General features: G+C 54.1%; 17 protein-coding genes. 9 read left to right on the plus strand and 8 right to left on the minus strand.

From position 1 onward, the window contains the following. The 4 genes from ACO064_RS00005 to ACO064_RS00020 all read left to right on the plus strand — a co-directional run. Positions 1 to 2,841 (plus strand): SusC/RagA family TonB-linked outer membrane protein (locus tag ACO064_RS00005; protein ID WP_421825373.1); only part of this gene is annotated, 2,841 nt, incomplete at its 5' end. 97 nt (positions 2,842 to 2,938) lie between these two features. Then, complete coding sequence (locus ACO064_RS00010) at positions 2,939 to 4,399, plus strand: SusD/RagB family nutrient-binding outer membrane lipoprotein (protein WP_421825374.1); 1,461 nt, start codon at positions 2,939 to 2,941, stop codon at positions 4,397 to 4,399. After that, positions 4,396 to 5,670: a dipeptidase gene (locus ACO064_RS00015; RefSeq protein ID WP_421825375.1), complete on the plus strand. Its 1,275-nt coding sequence runs from the start codon at positions 4,396 to 4,398 to the stop codon at positions 5,668 to 5,670. The genes ACO064_RS00010 and ACO064_RS00015 overlap by 4 nt, the downstream gene beginning before the upstream one ends. Positions 5,671 to 5,827: 157 nt before the next feature. Further along, entirely contained in the window at positions 5,828 to 6,736 is a 909-nt protein-coding gene (locus ACO064_RS00020) for a Nif3-like dinuclear metal center hexameric protein (RefSeq protein ID WP_421825376.1), read from the plus strand. 113 nt (positions 6,737 to 6,849) lie between these two features. On the opposite strand, the gene ACO064_RS00025 is transcribed toward ACO064_RS00020, so the two are convergent. The 4 genes from ACO064_RS00025 to ACO064_RS00040 form a co-directional block, all read right to left on the minus strand. Beyond that, a complete protein-coding gene (locus tag ACO064_RS00025; protein WP_421825377.1) occupies positions 6,850 to 7,032 on the minus strand; it encodes a hypothetical protein in 183 nt (60 codons plus the stop codon). Between the two features lie 12 nt (positions 7,033 to 7,044). After that, positions 7,045 to 7,200, minus strand: coding sequence for a hypothetical protein (locus ACO064_RS00030; protein ID WP_421825378.1), 156 nt, complete (start codon positions 7,198 to 7,200; stop codon positions 7,045 to 7,047). 83 nt (positions 7,201 to 7,283) lie between these two features. Next, positions 7,284 to 8,681, minus strand: coding sequence for a sialate O-acetylesterase (locus ACO064_RS00035; RefSeq protein ID WP_421825379.1), 1,398 nt, complete (start codon positions 8,679 to 8,681; stop codon positions 7,284 to 7,286). 72 nt (positions 8,682 to 8,753) lie between these two features. After that, positions 8,754 to 10,160: a sulfatase gene (locus tag ACO064_RS00040; protein ID WP_421825380.1), complete on the minus strand. Its 1,407-nt coding sequence runs from the start codon at positions 10,158 to 10,160 to the stop codon at positions 8,754 to 8,756. A gap of 129 nt (positions 10,161 to 10,289) precedes the next feature. On the opposite strand from ACO064_RS00040, the gene ACO064_RS00045 reads away from it, so the two are divergent. The 5 genes from ACO064_RS00045 to ACO064_RS00065 all read left to right on the plus strand — a co-directional run bounded on the left by ACO064_RS00045 (position 10,290) and on the right by ACO064_RS00065 (position 16,888). After that, positions 10,290 to 11,459 carry an alpha/beta hydrolase family protein gene (locus ACO064_RS00045; protein ID WP_421825381.1) on the plus strand — a complete coding sequence of 390 codons (1,170 nt, stop codon included), beginning with the start codon at positions 10,290 to 10,292 and terminating at the stop codon, positions 11,457 to 11,459. A 602-nt stretch (positions 11,460 to 12,061) separates the two neighbouring features. After that, positions 12,062 to 13,195 carry an FAD-dependent oxidoreductase gene (locus ACO064_RS00050; protein WP_421825382.1) on the plus strand — a complete coding sequence of 378 codons (1,134 nt, stop codon included), beginning with the start codon at positions 12,062 to 12,064 and terminating at the stop codon, positions 13,193 to 13,195. Positions 13,196 to 13,253: 58 nt separating this feature from the next. Next, the gene (locus tag ACO064_RS00055) at positions 13,254 to 13,775 is read left to right on the plus strand and encodes a RidA family protein (protein ID WP_421825383.1); all 522 of its coding nucleotides are present in this window, start codon (positions 13,254 to 13,256) and stop codon (positions 13,773 to 13,775) included. 56 nt (positions 13,776 to 13,831) lie between these two features. Then, positions 13,832 to 16,024 carry an alpha-galactosidase gene (locus ACO064_RS00060; RefSeq protein ID WP_421825384.1) on the plus strand — a complete coding sequence of 731 codons (2,193 nt, stop codon included), beginning with the start codon at positions 13,832 to 13,834 and terminating at the stop codon, positions 16,022 to 16,024. Between the two features lie 126 nt (positions 16,025 to 16,150). Then, positions 16,151 to 16,888 carry a carboxypeptidase-like regulatory domain-containing protein gene (locus ACO064_RS00065; protein WP_421825385.1) on the plus strand — a complete coding sequence of 246 codons (738 nt, stop codon included), beginning with the start codon at positions 16,151 to 16,153 and terminating at the stop codon, positions 16,886 to 16,888. 9 nt (positions 16,889 to 16,897) lie between these two features. On the opposite strand, the gene ACO064_RS00070 is transcribed toward ACO064_RS00065, so the two are convergent. Genes ACO064_RS00070 through ACO064_RS00085 form a run of 4 tightly spaced genes read right to left on the minus strand, consistent with a single transcriptional unit; the run spans position 16,898 to position 20,978 of the window. Beyond that, positions 16,898 to 19,120: a VWD domain-containing protein gene (locus ACO064_RS00070; protein ID WP_421825386.1), complete on the minus strand. Its 2,223-nt coding sequence runs from the start codon at positions 19,118 to 19,120 to the stop codon at positions 16,898 to 16,900. A gap of 44 nt (positions 19,121 to 19,164) precedes the next feature. Next, positions 19,165 to 19,692, minus strand: a complete 528-nt coding sequence (locus ACO064_RS00075) for a hypothetical protein (protein WP_421825387.1) — start codon at positions 19,690 to 19,692, stop codon at positions 19,165 to 19,167. Beyond that, positions 19,689 to 20,303: a hypothetical protein gene (locus ACO064_RS00080; protein WP_421825388.1), complete on the minus strand. Its 615-nt coding sequence runs from the start codon at positions 20,301 to 20,303 to the stop codon at positions 19,689 to 19,691. Before ACO064_RS00080 ends, ACO064_RS00075 begins: the two co-directional genes overlap by 4 nt. Before the next feature lie 57 nt (positions 20,304 to 20,360). After that, positions 20,361 to 20,978, minus strand: a complete 618-nt coding sequence (locus tag ACO064_RS00085; RefSeq protein WP_421825389.1) for a cupin domain-containing protein — start codon at positions 20,976 to 20,978, stop codon at positions 20,361 to 20,363. Positions 20,979 to 20,992 lie beyond the last annotated feature (14 nt).

A 20,992-nucleotide genomic window follows, 5' to 3' on the forward strand; every position in this document is an offset into this window, starting at 1 on the left:
ATCGGCAGCAAAACTTCCATCGATGTGGCACTGGAAGAAGATGCGGCACTGCTCGGCGAAATTGTCGTAACGGCCCTCGGCATCACCCGCGAAAAGAAAGCCCTGGGCTATTCGGTTCAGGAGGTAAGCGGCAAACAACTTACCCAGGCGCGGGAGACGAACCTCGTCAACGCCCTGTCCGGTAAAGTGGCCGGGGTTCAGGTGACCAACTCCAACGGCGCACCCGGTGCCTCCTCCCGGATGGTGATCCGGGGAGCCAGTTCCATCGGCAGCAACAACCAGCCTTTGTTCGTGGTAGACGGTGTTCCGATCGACAACGGCAACTACGGTTCTTCGACGGCAGTGGATTATGGCAACGGTGCCGGGTCGCTAAACCCGGATGATATTGAGTCGGTTAGCGTCCTGAAAGGTCCCAGTGCAGCCGCCTTGTACGGTTCCCGCGGAGCCAACGGCGTGGTCCTGATCACGCTGAAAAGTGGAAAAGGAGGCCGGGGCATCGGCGTTTCGGTCAACTCCAATACGGCTTTCGACAGCCCGTTCCGACTGCCGGAATGGCAAAATGAATACGGACAGGGCGGTAAAGGCCTGTTCTCCTACGTCGACGGACGGGGCGGTGGCGTCAACGATGGCGTCGATGAAAGCTGGGGGCCTAAACTGGATGGCCGGTTGTTGCCGCAGTTCGACTCACCCATCGGCGCCGATGGCAAACGGACGCCGACGCCCTGGGTAGCCCATCCCGACAACGTCAACCAGTTTTTTGAAACCGGCCGGACGCTGACCAACAACGTTTCCGTTACGGGAGCCAGCGACAAAGGTGATTTCCGGCTTTCGTTCACCGACCTGAACCAAACCGGCATTCTGCCCAACACCGACTACAAACGGCGGACGGTTTCGCTGAATGCGGGCTGGAATCTGACCAAAAAACTGAGCATCCGCGCCACCGGAAACTACGTGAAAGACGGCAGCGACAACCGCACCAACTGGGGCCTCTATTTCATCTGGTTCGGCCGGCAGGTTGACATGGAAAAACTGAAACAGTATCAGGCTCCGGGTAGCATTTACCAGAACAACTGGAACTACAATTACTGGACCAACCCCTATTACCAGCTCAACGTCAGCGCCCGCGAAAACGAACGCGACCGCCTGTTTGGCAACCTGGCCGCTACCTACAAATTCACGCCCTGGCTTACCCTGACGGCCCGCACGGGAACGGATTTCTACGAAGACCGCCGGAAAACGAAGAATGCCGCCCGGACCTCCAACCTGTTCGACAGCTACAACGAAGAGCAGATTTATGTCCAGGAATCGAACTCCGATTTCCTGCTGAACGCCACGCATAAATTCGGCGAATTCGACGTAACCGCTAACATTGGCGGAAACCACCGCAAAAACTTCTACCAGCGGAACTACATGGGGGCCACGGAGTTAGCCATTCCCCGCGTCTGGAACATGGGGAACTCCCGCCAGCGGCCGGTAACGGAAAACTCCTACAACCAGCGCGTTATCAACAGTGCCTACGCATCGGCCAACGTTGGTTTCCGGAATTACCTGTTCGTAGATTTGACCGCCCGGAACGACTGGTCGAGCACGTTGCCATCCAACAACCGCTCGTATTTCTACCCCTCGGCCGCTGTCAGTGCGGTGTTGACCGACATGTTCAATGTGAACTCGCCGGTGCTGTCGTTTGCCAAAATCCGGGGCGGTATTGCCCGCGTCGGGAACGACACCGAGCCGTTTAACCTGCTGCAAACCTACGCCTACGCCAACGCCTGGGGCAGCACGCCGTCGCTGGCCGAAAGCAACGCCATGCTGAACGCCAATCTGAAACCGGAAATCACGAATTCGTACGAAATTGGGGCGGAAGTGAAACTCTGGAACAACCGTGTGGGCGTCGATGTGACGTATTACAACAAACAGTCGTTCAACCAGATTCTGAACGTCAACATCTCGAACGCAACCGGTTTCTCCTCCAAGCTGTTGAATGCCGGTCGGCTGGAAAACAAAGGGATCGAACTGCAACTATCGGCCACGCCCGTCAAAACCGGTGCGTTTCAATGGGATGTTGTCCTGAACTGGGCCCGTAACCGCAACAAGGTACTGGAACTGGCCGAAGGTCTGACGACGTATACGCTGAACCCGACCACCAACATCCGCGGCATGGGCGTTGAAGCCCGCATCGGTCAGCCGTATGGCACGTTCTTCGGACAAGGCTTCCTGCGCGACCCGAACGGCAACATCGTTTACAGTGGCGGAGTGCCCCAGATCGACCCGGTTCGCCGGATTCTGGGTAACTTTACCCCGAAATGGATTGGTGGTATTCAGAACACCTTTACCTATAAAGCACTCTCGCTGAGCACCTTGATCGACATCAAACAAGGGGGCGACATTTTCTCGCAATCGATCAACATTGGTCGCTACACCGGGGTGTTGAAAGAAACGACCTTCGGTCGGGAAGACGGCATCATCGGCGAGGGGGTTAAAAACATCGGAACCGCAGCCGAACCCAACTATGTGCCGAACGATGTGCGGGTTTCGTCGGAAGAGTGGCACCACAAATACTACTCGCTGACCAACAACGAAGGCACCATTTTCGATGGCAGCTTTGTCAAACTGCGGGAAGTTCGGTTGAGCTACGTCCTCTCCGGTCAGGTGTTCAAGCGCTTACCATTCCGGGACATCTCGTTCTCGATCGTGGGCCGGAACCTGGCGTTGCTGCACAGCAATGTGCCGCACATCGATCCTGAAACCAGCTTCTACAACGACGGAAACCTGCAGGGCATCGAAAACGGCCAGATTCCCACCACCCGCTCCGTTGGCTTCAACATCGGCTTCAATCTGTAATCTGTTTTCGGTATACGGTATACGGTTGGCTGACGCGTCCTTATTCGTGCGTCAGCCAACCGTATACCGAAAACCGAAAACCCCAAACCAACATACCATGAAACGCAACTCTTTTTCTTTCCGCTATAAAGCCGCTGTGGCCGCGCTCTTTTTGAGTATGTCGTCCTGCACGGAAAATTTTGATGACCTCAACACCAACCCCAACAACCCGACGGTAGCCTCTGCCGACCTCTTTATGCCCCACGGTATTCAGAGCGCGGTCGATGTCTATTGGGGCGGCTCACTGGGGCAGGACATTGGCTCCGGCATCTCGCAGCACTGGGCCCGGATTCAGTATACTGACGTCGATCAATACACGATTTCGAACGACATCATCAGCAACAGCTGGCGCGACTTTTACATCGAATCGCTCGCTGATTACCAGCGCATTTACAAAATCGGGGCCGAAACCGGCAACACGAACTACCAGGCAGTGGCTGTCATTCTGCGCTCCTGGGTGTTTTCATTGCTGACGGACATTTACGGCGACATTCCCTACAAAGAAGCGATCATGGGGCTGGAAGGCTCGCTGCAACCGAAATACGATACCCAGAAAGACGTCTATGCCGGTTTGGTGGCCGAACTGAAAGGAGCCAGTGACCTGATCGATGTGACCGACAAAAGCAAGGCCATTGCGGGTGACATTCTGCTCGCCGGTGACCTGACCAAGTGGAAGAAGTTTGCCAATTCGCTCAGCCTGCGACTGCTCAACCGGATGTTGAGCAAAACCGACGCGCCCATCGACGTGAAAGCCGAAATCACCCGGATTCTGAGCGATCCCGCCAAATACCCGGTGCTGGCTTCCAACGCCGATAACATTCAGTTGAACTACCTGGCGGCTGTTCCCAACAACAATCCGATCAACGAAAACCGCAAAACCCGCGATGACCACCGCATTAGCGCAACCATCGTCAACAAGATGCTGGCGTTGAGCGATGCGCGGCTGGCGGTGTATGCCGACCGACCCGCCGACGGGGGTGAGTATAAAGGAGTTCCGAACGGCCTGTCGGCTTCGGATGCCAATGCCCTGGGGTTGTCGAAAACCTCGAAAGTCGGGGCGTATTTTACCAGCGCAACGGCACCGGGTGTCATCCTGAGCTACGCCGAACTGCTGTTTACCAAAGCGGAGTTTGCCTACAAAGGCATCACCGCAGCCGGTACGGCCGCCACGCTCTACAACAGCGCCATCACGGCGTCGCACGATCAGTATAAACTCACGGTTTCACCGGCTTACCTGACGGCGAATGCGATGAAAGACGGCGCTGCGGGCTACACGCAGTTGATGGAACAGAAGTGGATTGCGCTCTACGGCCAGGGTCTGGAAGCCTGGTCGGAATACCGCCGGACGGGCATCCCGACGTTGACCGCTCCCGCCCTGAACACCAACAACGGCGTGGTTCCCACCCGCTTACCGTATCCCGGCTCGGAAGAATCGCTGAACTTCACCAATTTCGATGCCGCGCTGAAAAGTCAGGGAGGTCAAAACGACAAGAAACTTAAACTCTGGTTTGCGAAATGAAAAACTGGCTATTCCCCACCCTCCTGGCCTGTCTGGCAACCGGCGCGCTGCCGGCATCGGCCACCGACGATGACAAAGCCCTGCTGAAAAAAGCGAAGAAAATCCACGAAAAAGCGTTTACCGTGGACACGCATGCCGACACGCCCATGCTGCTGTCACGCGGGGGATTCGACGTCACGAAGGAAAACGATGCCCGCACAACCAACAGCAAAGTGGATTATCCGCGCATGAAAAAAGGCGGACTGGATGCCATTTTCTGGGCGGTTTATCTCGGACAGGGACCGCGCACGCCGGAGGGTCACGAAGCCGCCAAACAGAAAGCCCTCGGCATTTTCGATGCGGTTCATGCCACGCTCAAAAGTACGGCTTCGGAAGCGGAACTGGCGACGACGCCCCAGGATGCCCTCCGAATCGGAAAAACCGGGAAGCGGGTCATTTTTATCGGGGTGGAAAACGGCTATCCGATGGGGCATGACGTGTCGATGCTGAAGAAGTTTTATGACCTCGGTGCCCGCTACATGACGCTTTGCCATTCGAGCAACAATGACATCTGCGACTCCTCGACCGATCCGAAAGGGGCTGAATACCAGGGCCTGAGTCCGTTGGGTGAGCAGGTTGTTGCGGAGATGAACCGGCTGGGTATGATGATCGACGTTTCGCACGTTTCCGACTCCACGTTTTATGATGTCGTCCGGCTGTCGAAAGTCCCCATCATTGCGTCTCACTCGGGTGCCAAAGCCGTTTGCGATCATCCCCGCAACCTGACCGACGACATGCTGAAAGCGCTGGCGAAAAACGGGGGCGTGGTGCAGTTGAACCTGTTGAGCGACTACGTAAAAACCATACCGCCCAGCCCCGAGCGGGAAGCGGCCCAGAAAGCCATGATGGAAAAATGGGGTGTCAAAGACCGCCGGTCGATGATGGGTGCCATGAGCAAACTGTCGGAAGAGGATCAGAAGAAAATCCGCGCTGATTTCATGGAACTCAACCAAAAATACCCGGTGCAACTCGCCACGGTGAAGGATGCTGTCGATCACATCGACCACATCGTGAAGCTGATCGGCATTGACCACGTGGGCATGGGAGCCGACTTCGACGGCGGTGGTGCCCTGGCCGACTGTTTCGACGTCAGCCAGTACGAAAACTTCACGGTCGAGTTCGTGCGTCGCGGGTATTCCAAAAAAGACATCGAGAAAATCTGGAGCGGCAATTTCTTTCGGGTCATGAAAGCCGTTGAAAAAAGTGCCCCGACAGAAATGATCGGGAAATAAACGGGGTTCCTTCTGTGGAATAAACCGTCTTTCTTAACCTAAACATCCGAAATGCCCCGCTGCAAAGTGGGGCATTTTTTATGGCGCATTCGCCCGAAATGTCCGCAATTTTGGTTAAGCTTGCCGTGGCACAAGCGTTCAAAAAATAACCGAAGCCATGATAACCCCGGAAAAACCAGGACGAAGAGAATTTGTCGGCACCCTCACCAAAGCATCGCTACTCCTGACCCTCCCAGGTCGTACGCCCACAAACGGTTTTTGGCAATCTGCCGAATCCGTCACGGTGGGTCAGGTGATGGAACTGATTCTGAAAACCATTCCAAATGCGCCGTTTCCGAAAACCGTCGATACGCTCAAATCCGGCACGGTGGATCAAAAGGTGACGGGTATCGTTTCCACGATGTTTGCCACCATGGACGTCATCGAGCAAGCCGCCCGACTGGGAGCCAACTTCATCATCGTTCACGAGCCCACCTTTTACAACCACGCCGACGAAACCGACTGGCTGGCGAAAGACGAGGTTTTTAAGCGGAAACATGATCTGCTGGAGAAACACGGCATTGCCGTCTGGCGGTTTCACGACTACTGGCATTCGCACCGCCCCGACGGCATCCGCATGGGTGTGGTAACGGCCCTGGGCTGGGAAAAGTACATGGATGCCGGCAACCCGCGGATGATCACGCTCCCCGCGCCCCTGCCGTTGAAACAGGTTATAGCTCACGCCAAAGAGAAACTGGGCATCGCGATGATGCGGGTGGTGGGCGATCCGGCGCAGGCCTGTCGGCGGATTTTGCTCATGCCGGGTGCTTCGGGGGGACGAAGCCATATCCTGGCGATTCAGCAGGACAAACCGGATGTGATTCTGTGCGGGGAAATCAGCGAGTGGGAAACCGCCGAATACGTTCGGGATGCGCGCCAGCAGGGCCAGAAACTATCTTTGGGTATTCTGGGACACATCATGAGTGAAGCGCCGGGAATGCAGTGGCTGGTGCCCTGGCTGCAACCGAAACTGCCCGGAATGAAGATCACGTATATCGATTCCAAAAATCCGTTTATGTATTTGTAAAAGGAAGAAGGAATGTAAAATGATAAATGACGAATGCTAAATGTAAAAGTAGCCAGGCGCTCTGGAAAGACTTTTACATTTAGCATTCGTCATTTATCATTTTACATTCCCTTTCAGATAAAGCTATCATCGAACTCGTCAACAACGGTCAGGTCATTCATGTCGAACCATTCTTCCGAATCGTCATCCAGTCGGCAGAGGACCTGCGTTTCGTCTTCATTCAGGCTCGAAACCGTCAGGGTATGGCCGTTGTTGACGCTCGCATCCGCGTGTTTTACCGTATCTCCGTAGTGCATAGGTAGATAGATTTAAACAACGGGTGTTCCACGATGTGCGTTTTGTTCGCGAAGTTTGGCAAGAGCCTCTTTTTGGTTTTCATCCAGCGGTTTTTGCTCACCCTTCCGTTGCTCCAGAATCCAACGAAACAAAGCAGTACCGCGTAAGGGATGGCTAAATGTTTTCATACTTTCGATCTACTTTTTATCAAATTTACAAAAATCGGTTATTAATCGCCCCACTCTTTTCATTGTTAACCAGGAAATACTACTTATTTTTTAACTCCCAGCCCCAAATCCCACGCATCCGTGCGAAACGGAATCACCGGCAGGCCTTCCTTGCTAAAGAGATTCGGCACCGGGGCATCGCGGAACGCAAACCGCACCGCCACCGGATTTTTGATGTTCTCGGCCCAAACCTCCAGCGTGTTTCCTTTGATGCGGGCCTGCGCTTTGGAAAATACTTTGTCGGCTTCCGCAATTTCCAGCTCGGTAATGTCGGTTCCTCTGGCAATCAAGCCGTTGGGCGCGTTGTCGAACGTAATCCGGATTTTGTTGCCGTCCACCTGCATCGAACGGTATTGGGGGCTTTTGTATACTCCCACAGTCTGGCCGTAGGTTTCCGCCAACGCCCAGTTAGCCAGACGATTACCCACTTCTTTTTTGTAGGCCGGGTGAATATCCTTCAGGTTGTCCACCAGATCCGTCGTCACGATCATCCCGGATTTCGGAATGTCCATCGCTTTTGTCTGGCTTTCCCGCGTGGCTGCGGTCTGGTACTTATCACCGTAGGTATAGGGAGCTATCTGGACGTAATAAAACGGAAAATCCGTCTGCCAGACGCCCCGCCAGGCGTCGACCAGCGCGTGCGTCAGTTTGTAATAAGCCGGGGCATCGTGCCGGTTGGCTTCGCCCTGGTACCAGATTACGCCGGCAATCGGGAACGAGGTGATCGGTGCGGCCATGCCGTTGTAAAGCACACCCGGTTTGTTGGGTGCCCAGGGCACTTTCGACATCGCCTGCGCCGACCGGCGGGTTTCCGGGTAAAGCATCGCGATGGGTTCCGGCACCCAGGAGTCCATGTAAGAACCGCCCCACGACATGTCGATCAAACCGATGGGAACGTTGAGGGTGTTTTGCAGTTTCTTTCCGAAAAAATAACCGACCGCGCTGAAATACTTCATCGTCAGGGAATCGCAAACCGCCCAGTTGCCCCGAACGTCGATCTGGGGCGAATCCGCGGCCCGTTTCGGAATTTTGAAGAACCGGATGTTGGCATTGAACGCCGTTGGCAACTCGGCGCGGGCATCTTTGGCGCCCCCGCTCGCCGTCATTTCCATGTTCGACTGCCCGGAACACAGCCAGACCTCGCCAATCAGGATGTTGGTCAATTCGACTTTGTTATATCCTTTGATCGTGATCGTGTAGGGTCCACCGGCTTTCGGAGTTCGGAGACTTACTTTCCAGATGGCATTGTCGGCGCAGGTCGTGCTCACCGGCTGGCTTTCCCAACTAGCCGAAACCGTCACTTTTTCCGTCGGATCTGCCCAGCCCCAGATCATGATTTCGGTCTGCTGCTGCAACACCATGTTGGAATTTAAAACAGACGGCAAGGTGACATTGGCCCAGGAGGTCGTAGCCAGCAATACCAGCGCGAGTATCTTTTTCATGCAGTTTATCGAAGACGGATCAGGGAGTTCGTTCCAGGACCGCAAAGTAAACGGTATTCGTCATAAAACCGTCTATTTCTCCACAATGGCATCCAGCAAGGGCGCTACCGGCACCACCCCCGCCCGGTGTTTTTCAAACTCCTTTTTCAGATCCTCCAGAATCTCGGGGTGTTTGCTGCCCACCTCATAGCGTTCGCCGGGATCAACTTCCAGGTTATACAGCAAAGCCGGGTCGTGCGGAACCGGCGCTTCCGGCGAATACGACGGATGGGTCGTGAAATGCGCCTTCCAGGGGCCTTTCCGAATGGCATACAACCGGTCGGAATCGTAATAATACACCAGATCGGTCACCTTGTCTTTTTGGCCGGTCCACAAATCATGGATGTTCTGGCCGTCCAGCACCCGATCTTTCGGCAGTGGCACCTTCGCCAGCGTCAGAATGGTTGGGAACAAATCCATCGACGTTGCCACGGCGGACGACACGGTGTTGGCTTTTACCCGGCCGGGACCCCAGACGATGGTCGGAACGCGCATTCCGCCCTCGTAGGTCGACCCTTTCGCTTCGAACAACGGCCCCGCCGAACCGCCTTCTTCTTCCAGGCGGTTTTTGATCAGCCACGGACCGTTATCGCTCAAAAAAACCACATAGGTGTTTTTATCCAGTTTCAGATCCTTCAGTTTTCTCAGAATCTGCCCCACGCTCCAGTCCAGTTCCTCCACCACATCGCCATACAGACCGCGCTTGCTTTTGCCGTTGAAATCGTCGGATGCGTATAACGGAACGTGCGGAAACGGGCTGGCATAGTACATAAAGAACGGTTTTCCTTTGTTCGCCGTAATAAATTTCAGCACCTCATCGGTATATCGTTTGGTCAGTAAACGCTGATCCGGTTCCGTTTCGATGACCTGGGTATTCCGGTATAATGGCAAAGGCGGGTTCGTGTTGGGTGGAATCCCGGCGGCTTTCGCCCCCGAAATTGATCCCACTTTCCCCATATCATTCGAATAGGGCAAGCCAAAATACGAATCAAAACCGTAGTTCAATGGCAGGTATTCCGGCCGGGAACCCAAATGCCATTTCCCGACTAAACCCGTCTGATACCCATTGGTTTTCAGCGCTTTCGCGATGGTAACTTCTGAATGCGGAAGGCCATTGGCTGAGTTCGTAAAAAACACCACCCGTTTTCCGAAAATGCCGTTCCGAATCGGCAACCGCCCCGTCAGCAGAGCCGCCCGGCTGGGCGTACAAACGTTGGCGGCCACGTAAAACTGGGTAAAGCGGGTTCCTTCGACGGCCATCTGATCAAGGTGGGGCGTTCGAATGGTGGGATGACCGTAGCAACTTAGATCGCCGTAGCCTAAATCATCCGCCAGAATGATGATAAAGTTAGGCTGTTTGGCCGACTGCGCCCTTCCATCATACAAAGTCCATAGTGCCAGTAGAGAAAATAAGCCTGCGGTTTTGAAAAAAGACATCATGGAGGGTTAAGTTTTGATTCGAACCGCAAATAAACGGTTTTAAACGTGATTAGTCCACGGGAAACCGCATCTTATTTTGTCTCCATGCCAAAAACATTTACTTTAGCATAACCCTAAATTCAACCTGAAATGCGATCTTCGTTTGCCGCTCTTTCGTTGCTCTCTCTCCTTTCTTTGCATGTGGTTGCCCAACCGAATCCCGACCGGCCCGAGTTGCGGCAGGGGGCCTACTATAGCGAACCCGACGGTGCCAAAGCCCTCCAGAATTGCGCCATTGCGTACAACGACCGGGCTTCCTGGGAAAAACGGGCCGTCCAGATTCGGCAAGGGATTCGCGACGGTTTGAAACTGCCGGAAAAACCGGCCTTCGCCCCGCTCAACCCCATCCGGCATAGCCTGCGAAAAATGGACGGCTATACGGTCGAGAACGTTGCATTTGAAAGTTTACCCGGTTTTTACATCACCGGAAATCTGTATAAACCAGTCGGCATTTCCGGGAAAACAGCCGCCGTTCTTTGCCCGCATGGGCACACGGCCAACGCCGACGCCCGGTTTGTGGAGCAGACCCAGCAACGCTGCATCACGATGGCCAAAATGGGTGCCGTGGTGTTCGTATACGATATGCTGGGCTACGGCGATTCGAAACAGTGCAGTCACAAACTCCCGGAAGCCGCCAAATTACAGACGCTGAACAGCATCCGGGCGCTGGATTTTCTGACCGGTTTGCCCGAAGTCGATCCCGAACGCGTGGCGGTTTCGGGCGAGTCCGGCGGGGGAACGCAGACCTTTCTGCTCACGGCGCTGGATTCGCGCGTGAAGGTTTCGGTGCCGGTTGTGATGGTTTCGGCGCACTTCTTCGGTGGTTGCGTTTGCGAGAGCGGTATGCCGATTCACAAACGCCCGACCCACGAAACCAACAACGTTGAGATTGCCGCCCTGGCCGCTCCCCGCCCCATGATCATGATTTCGGACGGTGGTGACTGGACCAAAAATACGCCGAATGTCGAATTCCCGCATGTCCAGCGGATCTACGGTTTTTACAACGCCAAAAACCGGGTCGAGAATGTTCACCTGCCGAACGAAAAGCACGACTTCGGCCCTTCCAAACGAACGGCAGCCTACCGCTTTCTGGCCCTGCATCTCAAGCTCGACCTGACTAAAGTGATGAAAGACGGCCACATCGACGAGAGCCCGAACGTGCTGTTAAAACCGACTGATTTGCAGGTTTTTACGGACGTCTATCCGCGCCCTTCCAACGCCGTGGTGGGTGATGAGGCCGTGATGGCGTTGCTGAAGTAGAAAATCTAACCAACTGAATGATCTATGAGCAAGATTTTCAAAGCGCGCGCGTCAGAGGACATACCAAGCTACGACAAAATGTATTGGTGGTCAAAAACACCAGAGGAACGATTGCAAGCTGCGCTGAAATTGATCCAGCATGCTAAGGAAATCTACCGCGCCAATCCGGCTAATCCTCCCCTTGCCAATGGAAACCGAATACATAAATCTAATACGCCTATTGAACGAAGAAGGCGTTAGGTATGTAATTTGAAGAATGTCACCAAAACCCCGTCGTCCTGACCATACAAGGAACTCCTGTCAATTTTATCAGCCTACCAGACTTAATAAAGAACAAAAAAGCAGTCGGCAGACCACAGGATTTGCGTGACCTGGAAAATTTGCCCAACGCCTAAGACCACAATCTTCCCAAAATAGTCCATTTTAAAAAATAAATAGGATATATCCCCTACAATACCAAAAGTATATTTTGAAATTTCGAAATTTATAGTAGATTTATTCCGACCGCTTCATTCTCTTTTCCAATAGCCTGATCAGGCTATTTTTCCGTTTCATCATCACTAATCCATCTAAAAACCGGGCAAGCTGTCCGGTCTGCGACTATGAACCGTCGACATTTTCTGCACACAGCCGGTATGAGTTCTCTGGCCGTGGCCTCCGGAGTAAGTTCCTGCGCTCCCCGCCTGAGCGCCATGTCAAACCAGCCCCTGCACCGCGTTCCGAAACTGAAACTCTCGCTGGACCGCATTGTGAAAGAAACCGTGGGACTTCGACCCTTCCGGGCATCCGGACCACGCATTGCCAAAGAGACACTGGGCAGCAAAACCCTGGTTCACAACTATGGCCACGGCGGCAGCGGCTGGTCGCTCTCGTGGGGAACCGGCAATCTGGCCCGCGAGCTCGTCCTGTCGACCGGCGAGAAAAAAGTGGCGGTTTTGGGATCGGGAACGGTTGGTCTGGCAACCGCCCGCTTGCTGCAGGAAAAGGGCTGTGAAGTAACCATTTACACCAAAGACCTGCCGCCCAATGTGACGAGCAACCTGGCAACCGGCACCTGGTCGCCCGCTTCCCGCGTGTGTGATCCGAAAGTAGCCACCCCCGAATTTCACGCTTTGTGGGAAAACGCCACGCGGTTTTCGTTCCGGCGGTTTCAATTTATGCTCGGATTAGACGATATTGTGTCGTGGGTCGACGAATATGGAGTCAGCAACGAACCGTTCCGGCAACAAACGGACCCGGCCATCGGCGGTGAGGTCTACCACCTGGCGGGTCTGATTCCCGAGCGGAAAGAGCTGACACCGAAAGAGCATTCGTTTGGTGCCAAATATGTTTCCTGGCGGTCGAGCATGATGTTCAATATTCCGAGTTACCTCCACCACCAACTGAGTACGTTTATCATGCTGGGGGGAAAACTCAAGGTGCAGGAGATCAAAAAACTGGAAGATATCGATGCCCTGCCCGAAATGTGCGTCGTCAACTGCATGGGGCTGGGTGCCAAGGAAATCTTTAATGACGAAGAACTGACGCCGATTTCCGGGCAACTCGCCTGCCTGATTCCGCAGAATGAAGTGACTTACAAGCTCAATGCCCGGGGTGCCAGCATCATTTCTCGGAAAGACGGGATTTACCTGGGGGGCAACGGGTTGGTTGGCAACTGGGATACGACACCCAAACGGGAAGTAACCGAAAAATTTGTCGATACCATTCAGCAGGTAATGAAGGAAATGAGAAGCTAATAAACGCCTTACTGTTAACTGATTACCTACTTTCAATTCACCATAAACTTTACCCTTTGTGAAAAAAATCTTTACGGTTTTTGTTCTTGGTTTATCCATCGTGTCGGGTGTTGCATTCGGGCAATCAGTCGAAGCCAAATTAAAGGAGCAGGGCATCGAACTGGCTAAACCGACCGCTTCACTGGCCAATTACGTCAAAGCCGTCCGCACCGGCAACCTGGTTTTCCTCTCGGGCCATGTCTCCAACCGGGCCGATGGAACCGGTATCAAAGGCAAACTGGGCAAAGACCTGACGGTTGAGCAGGGCTACGAAGCGGCCAAATTATCAGCCATCGGGCTGCTATCATCCCTGAAAGCCGAAATTGGCGACCTCAACAAGGTGAAACGCATCGTCAAAGTGTTGGGAATGGTCAACTCCGCTCCCGATTTCACCGATCACCCCAAAGTGGTCAATGGCTGTTCTGATTTATTCGTCAAGGTGTTCGGTGACAAAGGCAAACACGCCCGCTCGGCCGTTGGGGTGGCCGCGCTGCCCTCGGACTACGCGGTTGAAGTGGAGATGATCGTTGAAGTGGAGTAAAGTAACTTCCCGTACAGTTTCTTTTGTTAGCTTTGCGGCCTATAATTCGTGCTACCATGAGAAACTTTTGCATTTTCCTAGCCTTTATTTGTCTCAACGCGTTTGCCAACCCGAAAGCCCCCGGCGACACCCAGATTGCCATCGAAACCCAGCGAACGGCGCTGGTCATCCGGGTCGATAATGCAGGCGACCCCACGGTGATCCACCTCGGAAAGCGGCTGCAAAACACCGCCGAATACGGCCTTTTATCAGACAACGGAAAGCGCGGAGAAGATTATACCCAGCTTTACAATTCGGCTTACACCCCAGCGGGCGCGCGCAATCTGCTCGAACCGGCGCTTCAGGTTGCCCATGCTGACGGCAATCCTTCTTCGGATCTCAAATACATCCGTCACGAAACGCAGACGGTTTCCGACGGCGTTGTTCTGACCACGATTTTCCTGAAAGATCCGCAGTATCCGTTTGAAGTAAAGCTGTTCTACAAAGCCTATCAGCAGGAAGACGTGATCGAACAGTGGTCCAGTATTCGGCATACGGAGAAAAAAACCGTTCGTTTGCAGAAATATGCGTCAGCCAATCTCTACATTCCCGCGAAGAACTATTACCTGACGCACTTCCACGGCGACTGGGCAAAGGAGATGAATCCCGAAGAAATCCCATTGACGGCGGGGCTGAAAGTGCTTGATTCGAAGCTCGGAACCCGCGCCCATCTGTTCCAGCCGCCTTCCTTTCTGCTCTCGCTGAACAAACCAGCGGAGGAAGAAACCGGTGAAGTCATCGCCGGAACGCTGGCCTGGTCGGGGAATTATCAGATTCAGTTCGAGGTCGATCCGCTGCAAAATCTGCGGCTGATTGCGGGCATCAATCCGTATGCTTCGGAATATCTGCTGGCCCCGGACAAGGAGTTTGTTACCCCGGCTTTTCTGTATACGTATTCGGATTCGGGCAAAGGACAGGCCAGCCGGAATTTGCACCGCTGGGCGCGAAAACACCGCATTCCTCAGGGCGAAGGCAACCGGTTAACACTGTTAAACAACTGGGAAGCGACCTATTTCGACTTCAATGAAGAAAAACTGACGACTTTATTCAAAGACGGCAAAAAGCTGGGCGTTGACTTATTTCTGTTAGATGATGGCTGGTTTGCCAACAAATACCCCCGCAACGACGACCATACCGGCCTGGGTGACTGGCAGGAAAACAAGCAGAAACTCCCGCACGGACTGGGTTATCTGGTGAAAGAAGCCGAAAGCGCGGGTATCAAATTCGGGATCTGGCTGGAGCCGGAAATGGTCAGCCCGAAAAGCGAACTCTACGAAAAACATCCCGACTGGGTGATCAAACTGCCAAACCGCCCGGAATACTATTTTCGGAATCAGTTGGTACTGGATTTGTCCAATCCGAAGGTACAGGATTTTGTATACGGCGTCGTCGACGGAATTCTGACCAAAAATCCTACCCTGAGCTACATCAAATGGGATTGTAATGCGGTGATTTACAACGCCTATTCCGCCACCAATCCCAACCCGTCGCACCTGTATGTGGAGTACGTGCAGGGTCTTTACAAAGTGCTGGAAAAGCTGCGGGTCAAATACCCGAAGCTGCCGCTGATGTTGTGCTCGGGCGGGGGCGGGCGGGTCGACTACGGCGCCTTGAAATACTTCACCGAGTTCTGGCCGAGTGACAACACCGACGGTCTGGAGCGTATTTTCATCCAGTGGAATTATTCGTATTTCTTCCCCGCCATCGCGATGTGTAACCACACCACCGACTGGGGCAAACAACCCATCAAATTCCGCACCGACGTCGCGATGATGGGCAAAATGGGGTACGATATTGTGGTCAGCAAACTCGACGAAAAAGAGCTGGCCTTCAGCCAGGACGCACTGAAAACCTACAGCCGCGTGAAGGAGGTGATCTGGAAAGGCGACCTGTTCCGGCTGGTATCCCCCCAGACTTCCGACATGGCTTCATTGCTGTATGTGAGCGAAAAGCAGGACAAAGCCGTGTGGTTCAATTACCTGGTCGGAAACCGCTATCGGGAAGGCAGCCAGGGAGCGATTCGGTTGAGCGGTTTGCATCCGGCGAAGAAGTACCGGATTCAGGAAGTGAACGTATATCCGGGCACCAATTCACCGATCAATAGCAGTCAGACGGTTTTTTCGGGCGATTATTTGATGACGGTCGGTTTCAATCCCACGGTCGATGCGCGCCGGGCCAGCGTCGTGCTGGAAATTACGGAAGCAAATTGAGTGTGGCGGTCGTTTCATCGGTTCGAACTTCCATTTCACCTCCGGTTTTTGTCAATTACTACCAGTTTTAGATGAATTTGGGTCGGTTTACCTGCACATTTGAGAAAGTAAACAACCGACTTTCTCATGAAACCATCCCTTCTCGCGCTGCTGACCGTTGCAGCGCTCAGCCTTTCTTCGTGTTCCAAAACCAAAGACCCCGTTGAACCGGGAGATGCTCAGGCCGGTTTTGTGTCCGGCAAAGTGGTCGATTCGCAGGGCAAACCCATTGCCAAAGCCGACATTGTAGCCGATGACACCCGGTATTATAACAGCAACGTGCTGGGGCAAACCGACGCGAAAGGCAACTACAAACTGGAGGTCGGCAATGGTTCGTTTTATGTCCGCGGAACCGTCAAAATGAAGTACGAGGGCCAGAATTACGTGCTGGATCTGTTCGTGGAAGACGACGGTGCTTTTGCCGGTTCCGACGGTGCCGTTAAAAACATGACCTTGAAACTGACCGGCGAGCGAACCGGAAATTTCGGCGACGACGGCGTTTATGGTGGCAAAATCGAGGTGTTCACGCCCATCGGTTTCTACGACACCGAGAATGTGGAACTTACGCTGGAACCCGTCGCCCCGCTCATCGACGGCACCACCGGAAAGAAGATCGTTCAGAAACCGGATTACCTCTACATCGACGACGTTCCCCTCGGAAAGTACAAAATAACGGCCCGGTATGTGCCCGAAAACAAACCCATGAAAGTCCGTGTCCGCAACGTCGGAAGTTTTCAGAATTCCCTCACGACGCTGTTCGTACCAGCCTATGCCGGTGCTACCGGCCGGTATAAAATGGACATCGAAGTTTCCGAGCCGGAATAGAACGCCGGCCTATCTTTCAATTTTCACATCGAATGCAAACGAAGCCGTTCCGGCGGCTTTATTCACCTGTCCCTGGGTAAACCGGATCAGGCCTTTTTTGCCCTGCTGGGTGCGAAACGACCACAGGTATTGCGTGAGTGGAGCCGACGTATTGAGATCCGTCAGTCCTTTGACGAGTTCCGTTTTCTCGTCGGCTCCCGCATCGAACGTCCAGGCTTTGCGCAGGGCCGCGGCATCGGCGAATGTCTCCCATTGGTTGGCCGGAATGGTGGTGTAACGCAGGAACGTATTCGCAAAAAACGGCCATTTCTGCTGGTCGATCAGCGGCCAGATGGTGTAGGCTCCGCAGGAAACCCCGCAGTTTTGAACTGCCCGCGGCCCCGCAAACCAGGGACCGGAATAGTAATCAAACACCACATCGATTTCGTAGGCGACTTTTGCGCCATCGGCAAACCGGTAGAACGTGCCGTTGTCGAGATCCAGTAAATTGCGGGTTTGCGGGTCATTCGACTGCCCTTCTTTCAGATCCAGTTTCAGGTTGGCGAACACGCGGACGTCGGCGCTGGCCGGAAATTCCTGCTGACCCAAAACCGCCGACCGCGCCAGCCGTTCATCACCCGTGATGGCGACGTCGAAAATGCAGTGGCCAAGTTCGGGCTGGCGGTTGACGCCCGCAGCCTGACACACGCCTTCCGCCCATTTGTATTTTTCGGGATCAATCACCGGAAACGTTTTGGGAAAGGACCGGTCGGTATACGAATCGGTGGTTTTCCCGTTTTCGTACACAAAAAGCGAGTTGGGGCTGGTAATTCGCCAGCTATCGGCAAACGTGGTGTGGATCGTCGGAAAGCTTCGTTCGATGGCGGTTCCATTGGCCAATTTAAAATCATTTTTGTCGTCTCCGTCAAAATTGCCCATCAACCCGGTTACGTTTCCCTTGCGGGCATCGCCGAGCATGACGGCATAGTCGAGGTAAGGCGTATTCCAGCGAATCGTGACGCCCTCACCCTGGGCATTCGTAAACACCAGCTTCTCTTTTGCGGCTACCCGCAGTTGGTTACCGTTGGCGAGGGGCAGTTGGGTGAAGGAGAACAGAGCGATTTCTTTCTTGTTGACAAAAAGCCGGGGCGCTTCGAGCGCAGCGGGGTTTACCAGAAAGCAGATTTCATCGGTGCCGATGCGGGCCGCAACGCCCGTCGTAACGGTTGCCCGGTTGGTCTTGTAGGCATCTTCCTGCCGGGCCTGAATTTCAATCATCTCGCCTTTGGTGGCCACAAACTCTCCTACGGCCTGAAAACCGTAATCCAGGCCATCGTGTGTAACGACGTGTGGGTCACCCATCGCCCGGCCGGCCGCAGCCGCAGCATTGCCAAAAGCATCTCCCAGTCGATCAAAAATACCGTTAAAGGCATCGCTGACACTCCTCGGACCGCGGTTGGTTCGCCCGGCCTGGGCGGCTGCCCGGGCAGCTTCTTCGCGGGCCGCTTGCTCGGCGGGCGTTTCTCCCCGCGAGTTTCGTTGCACTGGCGCGGCATTGGAAGGCATTTGTGCCTGCGGAACCGGATTGACAAACCGGTATTCGGGCAAGGGCGAACCGGGCTGGGGGGGTGGCGAATAGAAGTATCCACTGTGATAGTTGACACCCTGATTTCGTCCCAATGTCTGTGCCCGGGCGGGCGTCGCCAGCAGCGCAACCAGAAATTCGTCCAGATCGAACAAGCCGGACTTCCGGTGCAGATCGGCCAGTACCGGTCCTTCGTTTGCCAGAATACCCCAAATGGTGTTTTCGCTCAAGTTGGATTTGGTGGCGCTGTAATCAGCGACTTTCGTGAGCCGACTAACGATGAAATCAGTCAGGGTACCGAAGCTTTTGACTTCGGGAGCTTTAGCGGCAATGTCGGCCTGCGCGGTTTGAATGGCGGCATCGATGGCGGTAAATCGGGTGGTTTTATAGGCCAGGTATTGCGCCGACATAAAACCGGCCACTTCCTGATTCGCATACACATCAAACCGAAAATCCAGAATGGCCACGCCCTTGTTTTGGGTCGTTGCTTCCGTACACTCGATAATGAGCTGGTGATACCGAATTTCTTTTGGCCCCTCGGACGAAGCTGCCGGATCGGTTTCTTTCTGTTTACACGACAGCGAGAGCAGCAACAGGAACACCACAGCCGCGCCGAACCTGGGTCGAAACCCCATTCGCCCGGTATTTTTTTGGAACGTACGATTCATCGTCGTTTGCTGTTTCTACGGTTGGATGACTTTCAGACAGACACTCAATCAATCGTTAAAAACTCACCGTCGGTAATGGTAACCGTCGTGGGTCCGGCGGTTCCGCTGCCCAGGGCATATTCCAGATTCAGTGTCCCGCTGAAGGTTCCGGCTACCCGCTCACTGCTGGCCTGGGTGACCTTCACGGTCAGGCTGCTGCCGGGTGCTTTGGTGCTGAGATAGCTGCCATTTACCGAGCCATCACTCAACGACAGGGCCGCTATGCTGCCGCCGGCACTCTGAGGAATGATGGTATACGAACCGGGGGCTGTGCTGCCATAAATATTGACGGTCAGGTTGTCTTTCCCCGCGTCTCCACTGAACGAAATAATCCCCTGATCGGCAATACCGGGCACTTTACCCGCAACACCCGTGATTTTGCTGGTCGCCGTCCAGGCTTTGCCGTTGATTTTCATGCGCAGGAAAGCCTGAGCCCCTGGCTCCGGATCGTCGGTTTTATTGCCCCCGCAACCCGCTCCCGAGTTGATCAGCAAAACCGCCAGGAATAGACTGTACTTGAAGAGTTTTTTCATGATTGTACCCGTGAAAAATGGACCGTCACTTTTTTATCAAACCGGGGGTCGGCACTGCTCGAATAGCCCGAACCGGTGGCAGTGTTATACGTAAAAGCGAGCGTCAGGATGAGCTGGTCACCCTGCCACTGTCCGCCGTCGACCGCCGACAGGACATTGAAATTTTTGCGCAGTTGCTGTTTTTCATCCAAAGCCCGAAAATGAATCGTGTTGAGCCGACTTCCGGTTTTGTCGCTAACGGCCCCGTAAAATTCGTATTCCTCAATACCCCGCTGACTGGTGACGGTCGCAAACCCGTCGAACCGCTTTTTGTCGGATCGCGAACCCAACCCTTTCCGGTGCCGGGTTCGGTGGCTTGCCTTTTTGGCCCGTTCATCCTCCGTCATCGGCACCAGAATTTCAAGCCGAATGGTTTTCCGTACGCCGTCCGGGTCCAGAAAGTTACCCTGCCAGGTGCCCACGAGTAGATCTGCCTTTTTATCCTCGCTGTAGGCCCACGGGCGTTGCGATAGATCATTCCGGTAGCTGACGTAGTAGTTGCACTCATAAACGCCCCAACTAATGCCTGCCAGCCCGATGATCATCAGAAGAATCGTTTTGCCTTTTGTCATTGCTTTCTGACTATTTACCGTCGGAGCGGTTAGTTTCCGGTTGAGCAGTGCGTTGCCTCATCCTCTGAGCCCGTATTTTTCGATCAGGGGCTGTCGTTTTTCAGGAAATCCTTTCATTCCGAACTTTTTAGCCAGTTCCCGGTATTTGGTCCTGATTTCAGGGGAATCCATCGCCAGCCCTTGCGCCTGAGCCTCTTTGGGAAAAGTGTGAAAGGAAGCTTCCAGATAGTCTTCAAACGGCTGTTGGAAATACATATCGATGGCGCGGACGGTCTGGTCGGTCGCATTCCAGAACGTATGAATGATCCCCCGCGGACGCAGGTGCCAGCCCCCCGCCTGAACCTGAAAAACCTCCTCACCGACCAGCACACTGACGGTTCCTTCCAGCACATACATCAACTCATCGAGGGCTTCGTGAAGATGCGGAGCCGGACCCATTATTTTCGGACCGACCACAAACTCAACACAGGAATACTGCCCGTTGGTCTGGCTCTGACGCACCCGGGTTCGAATCCCGATGCCCTGTGGACCCGGCAACAGCGGTTCGGTCGCGGGCGGCAGGTAAAAAGGGAGCAACTGCTCACCGGATCCGGGCTGATCGGCCAAAGCAGCCGAAGGGATGCCTGCTAAAAAACCGGATGCGACCGTTGCCGCAAGAAAATCACGACGTTCCATATAAAGATCATTTA

The organism is Larkinella sp. (assembly GCF_965227735.1).
Lineage (GTDB): Bacteria > Bacteroidota > Bacteroidia > Cytophagales > Spirosomataceae > Larkinella.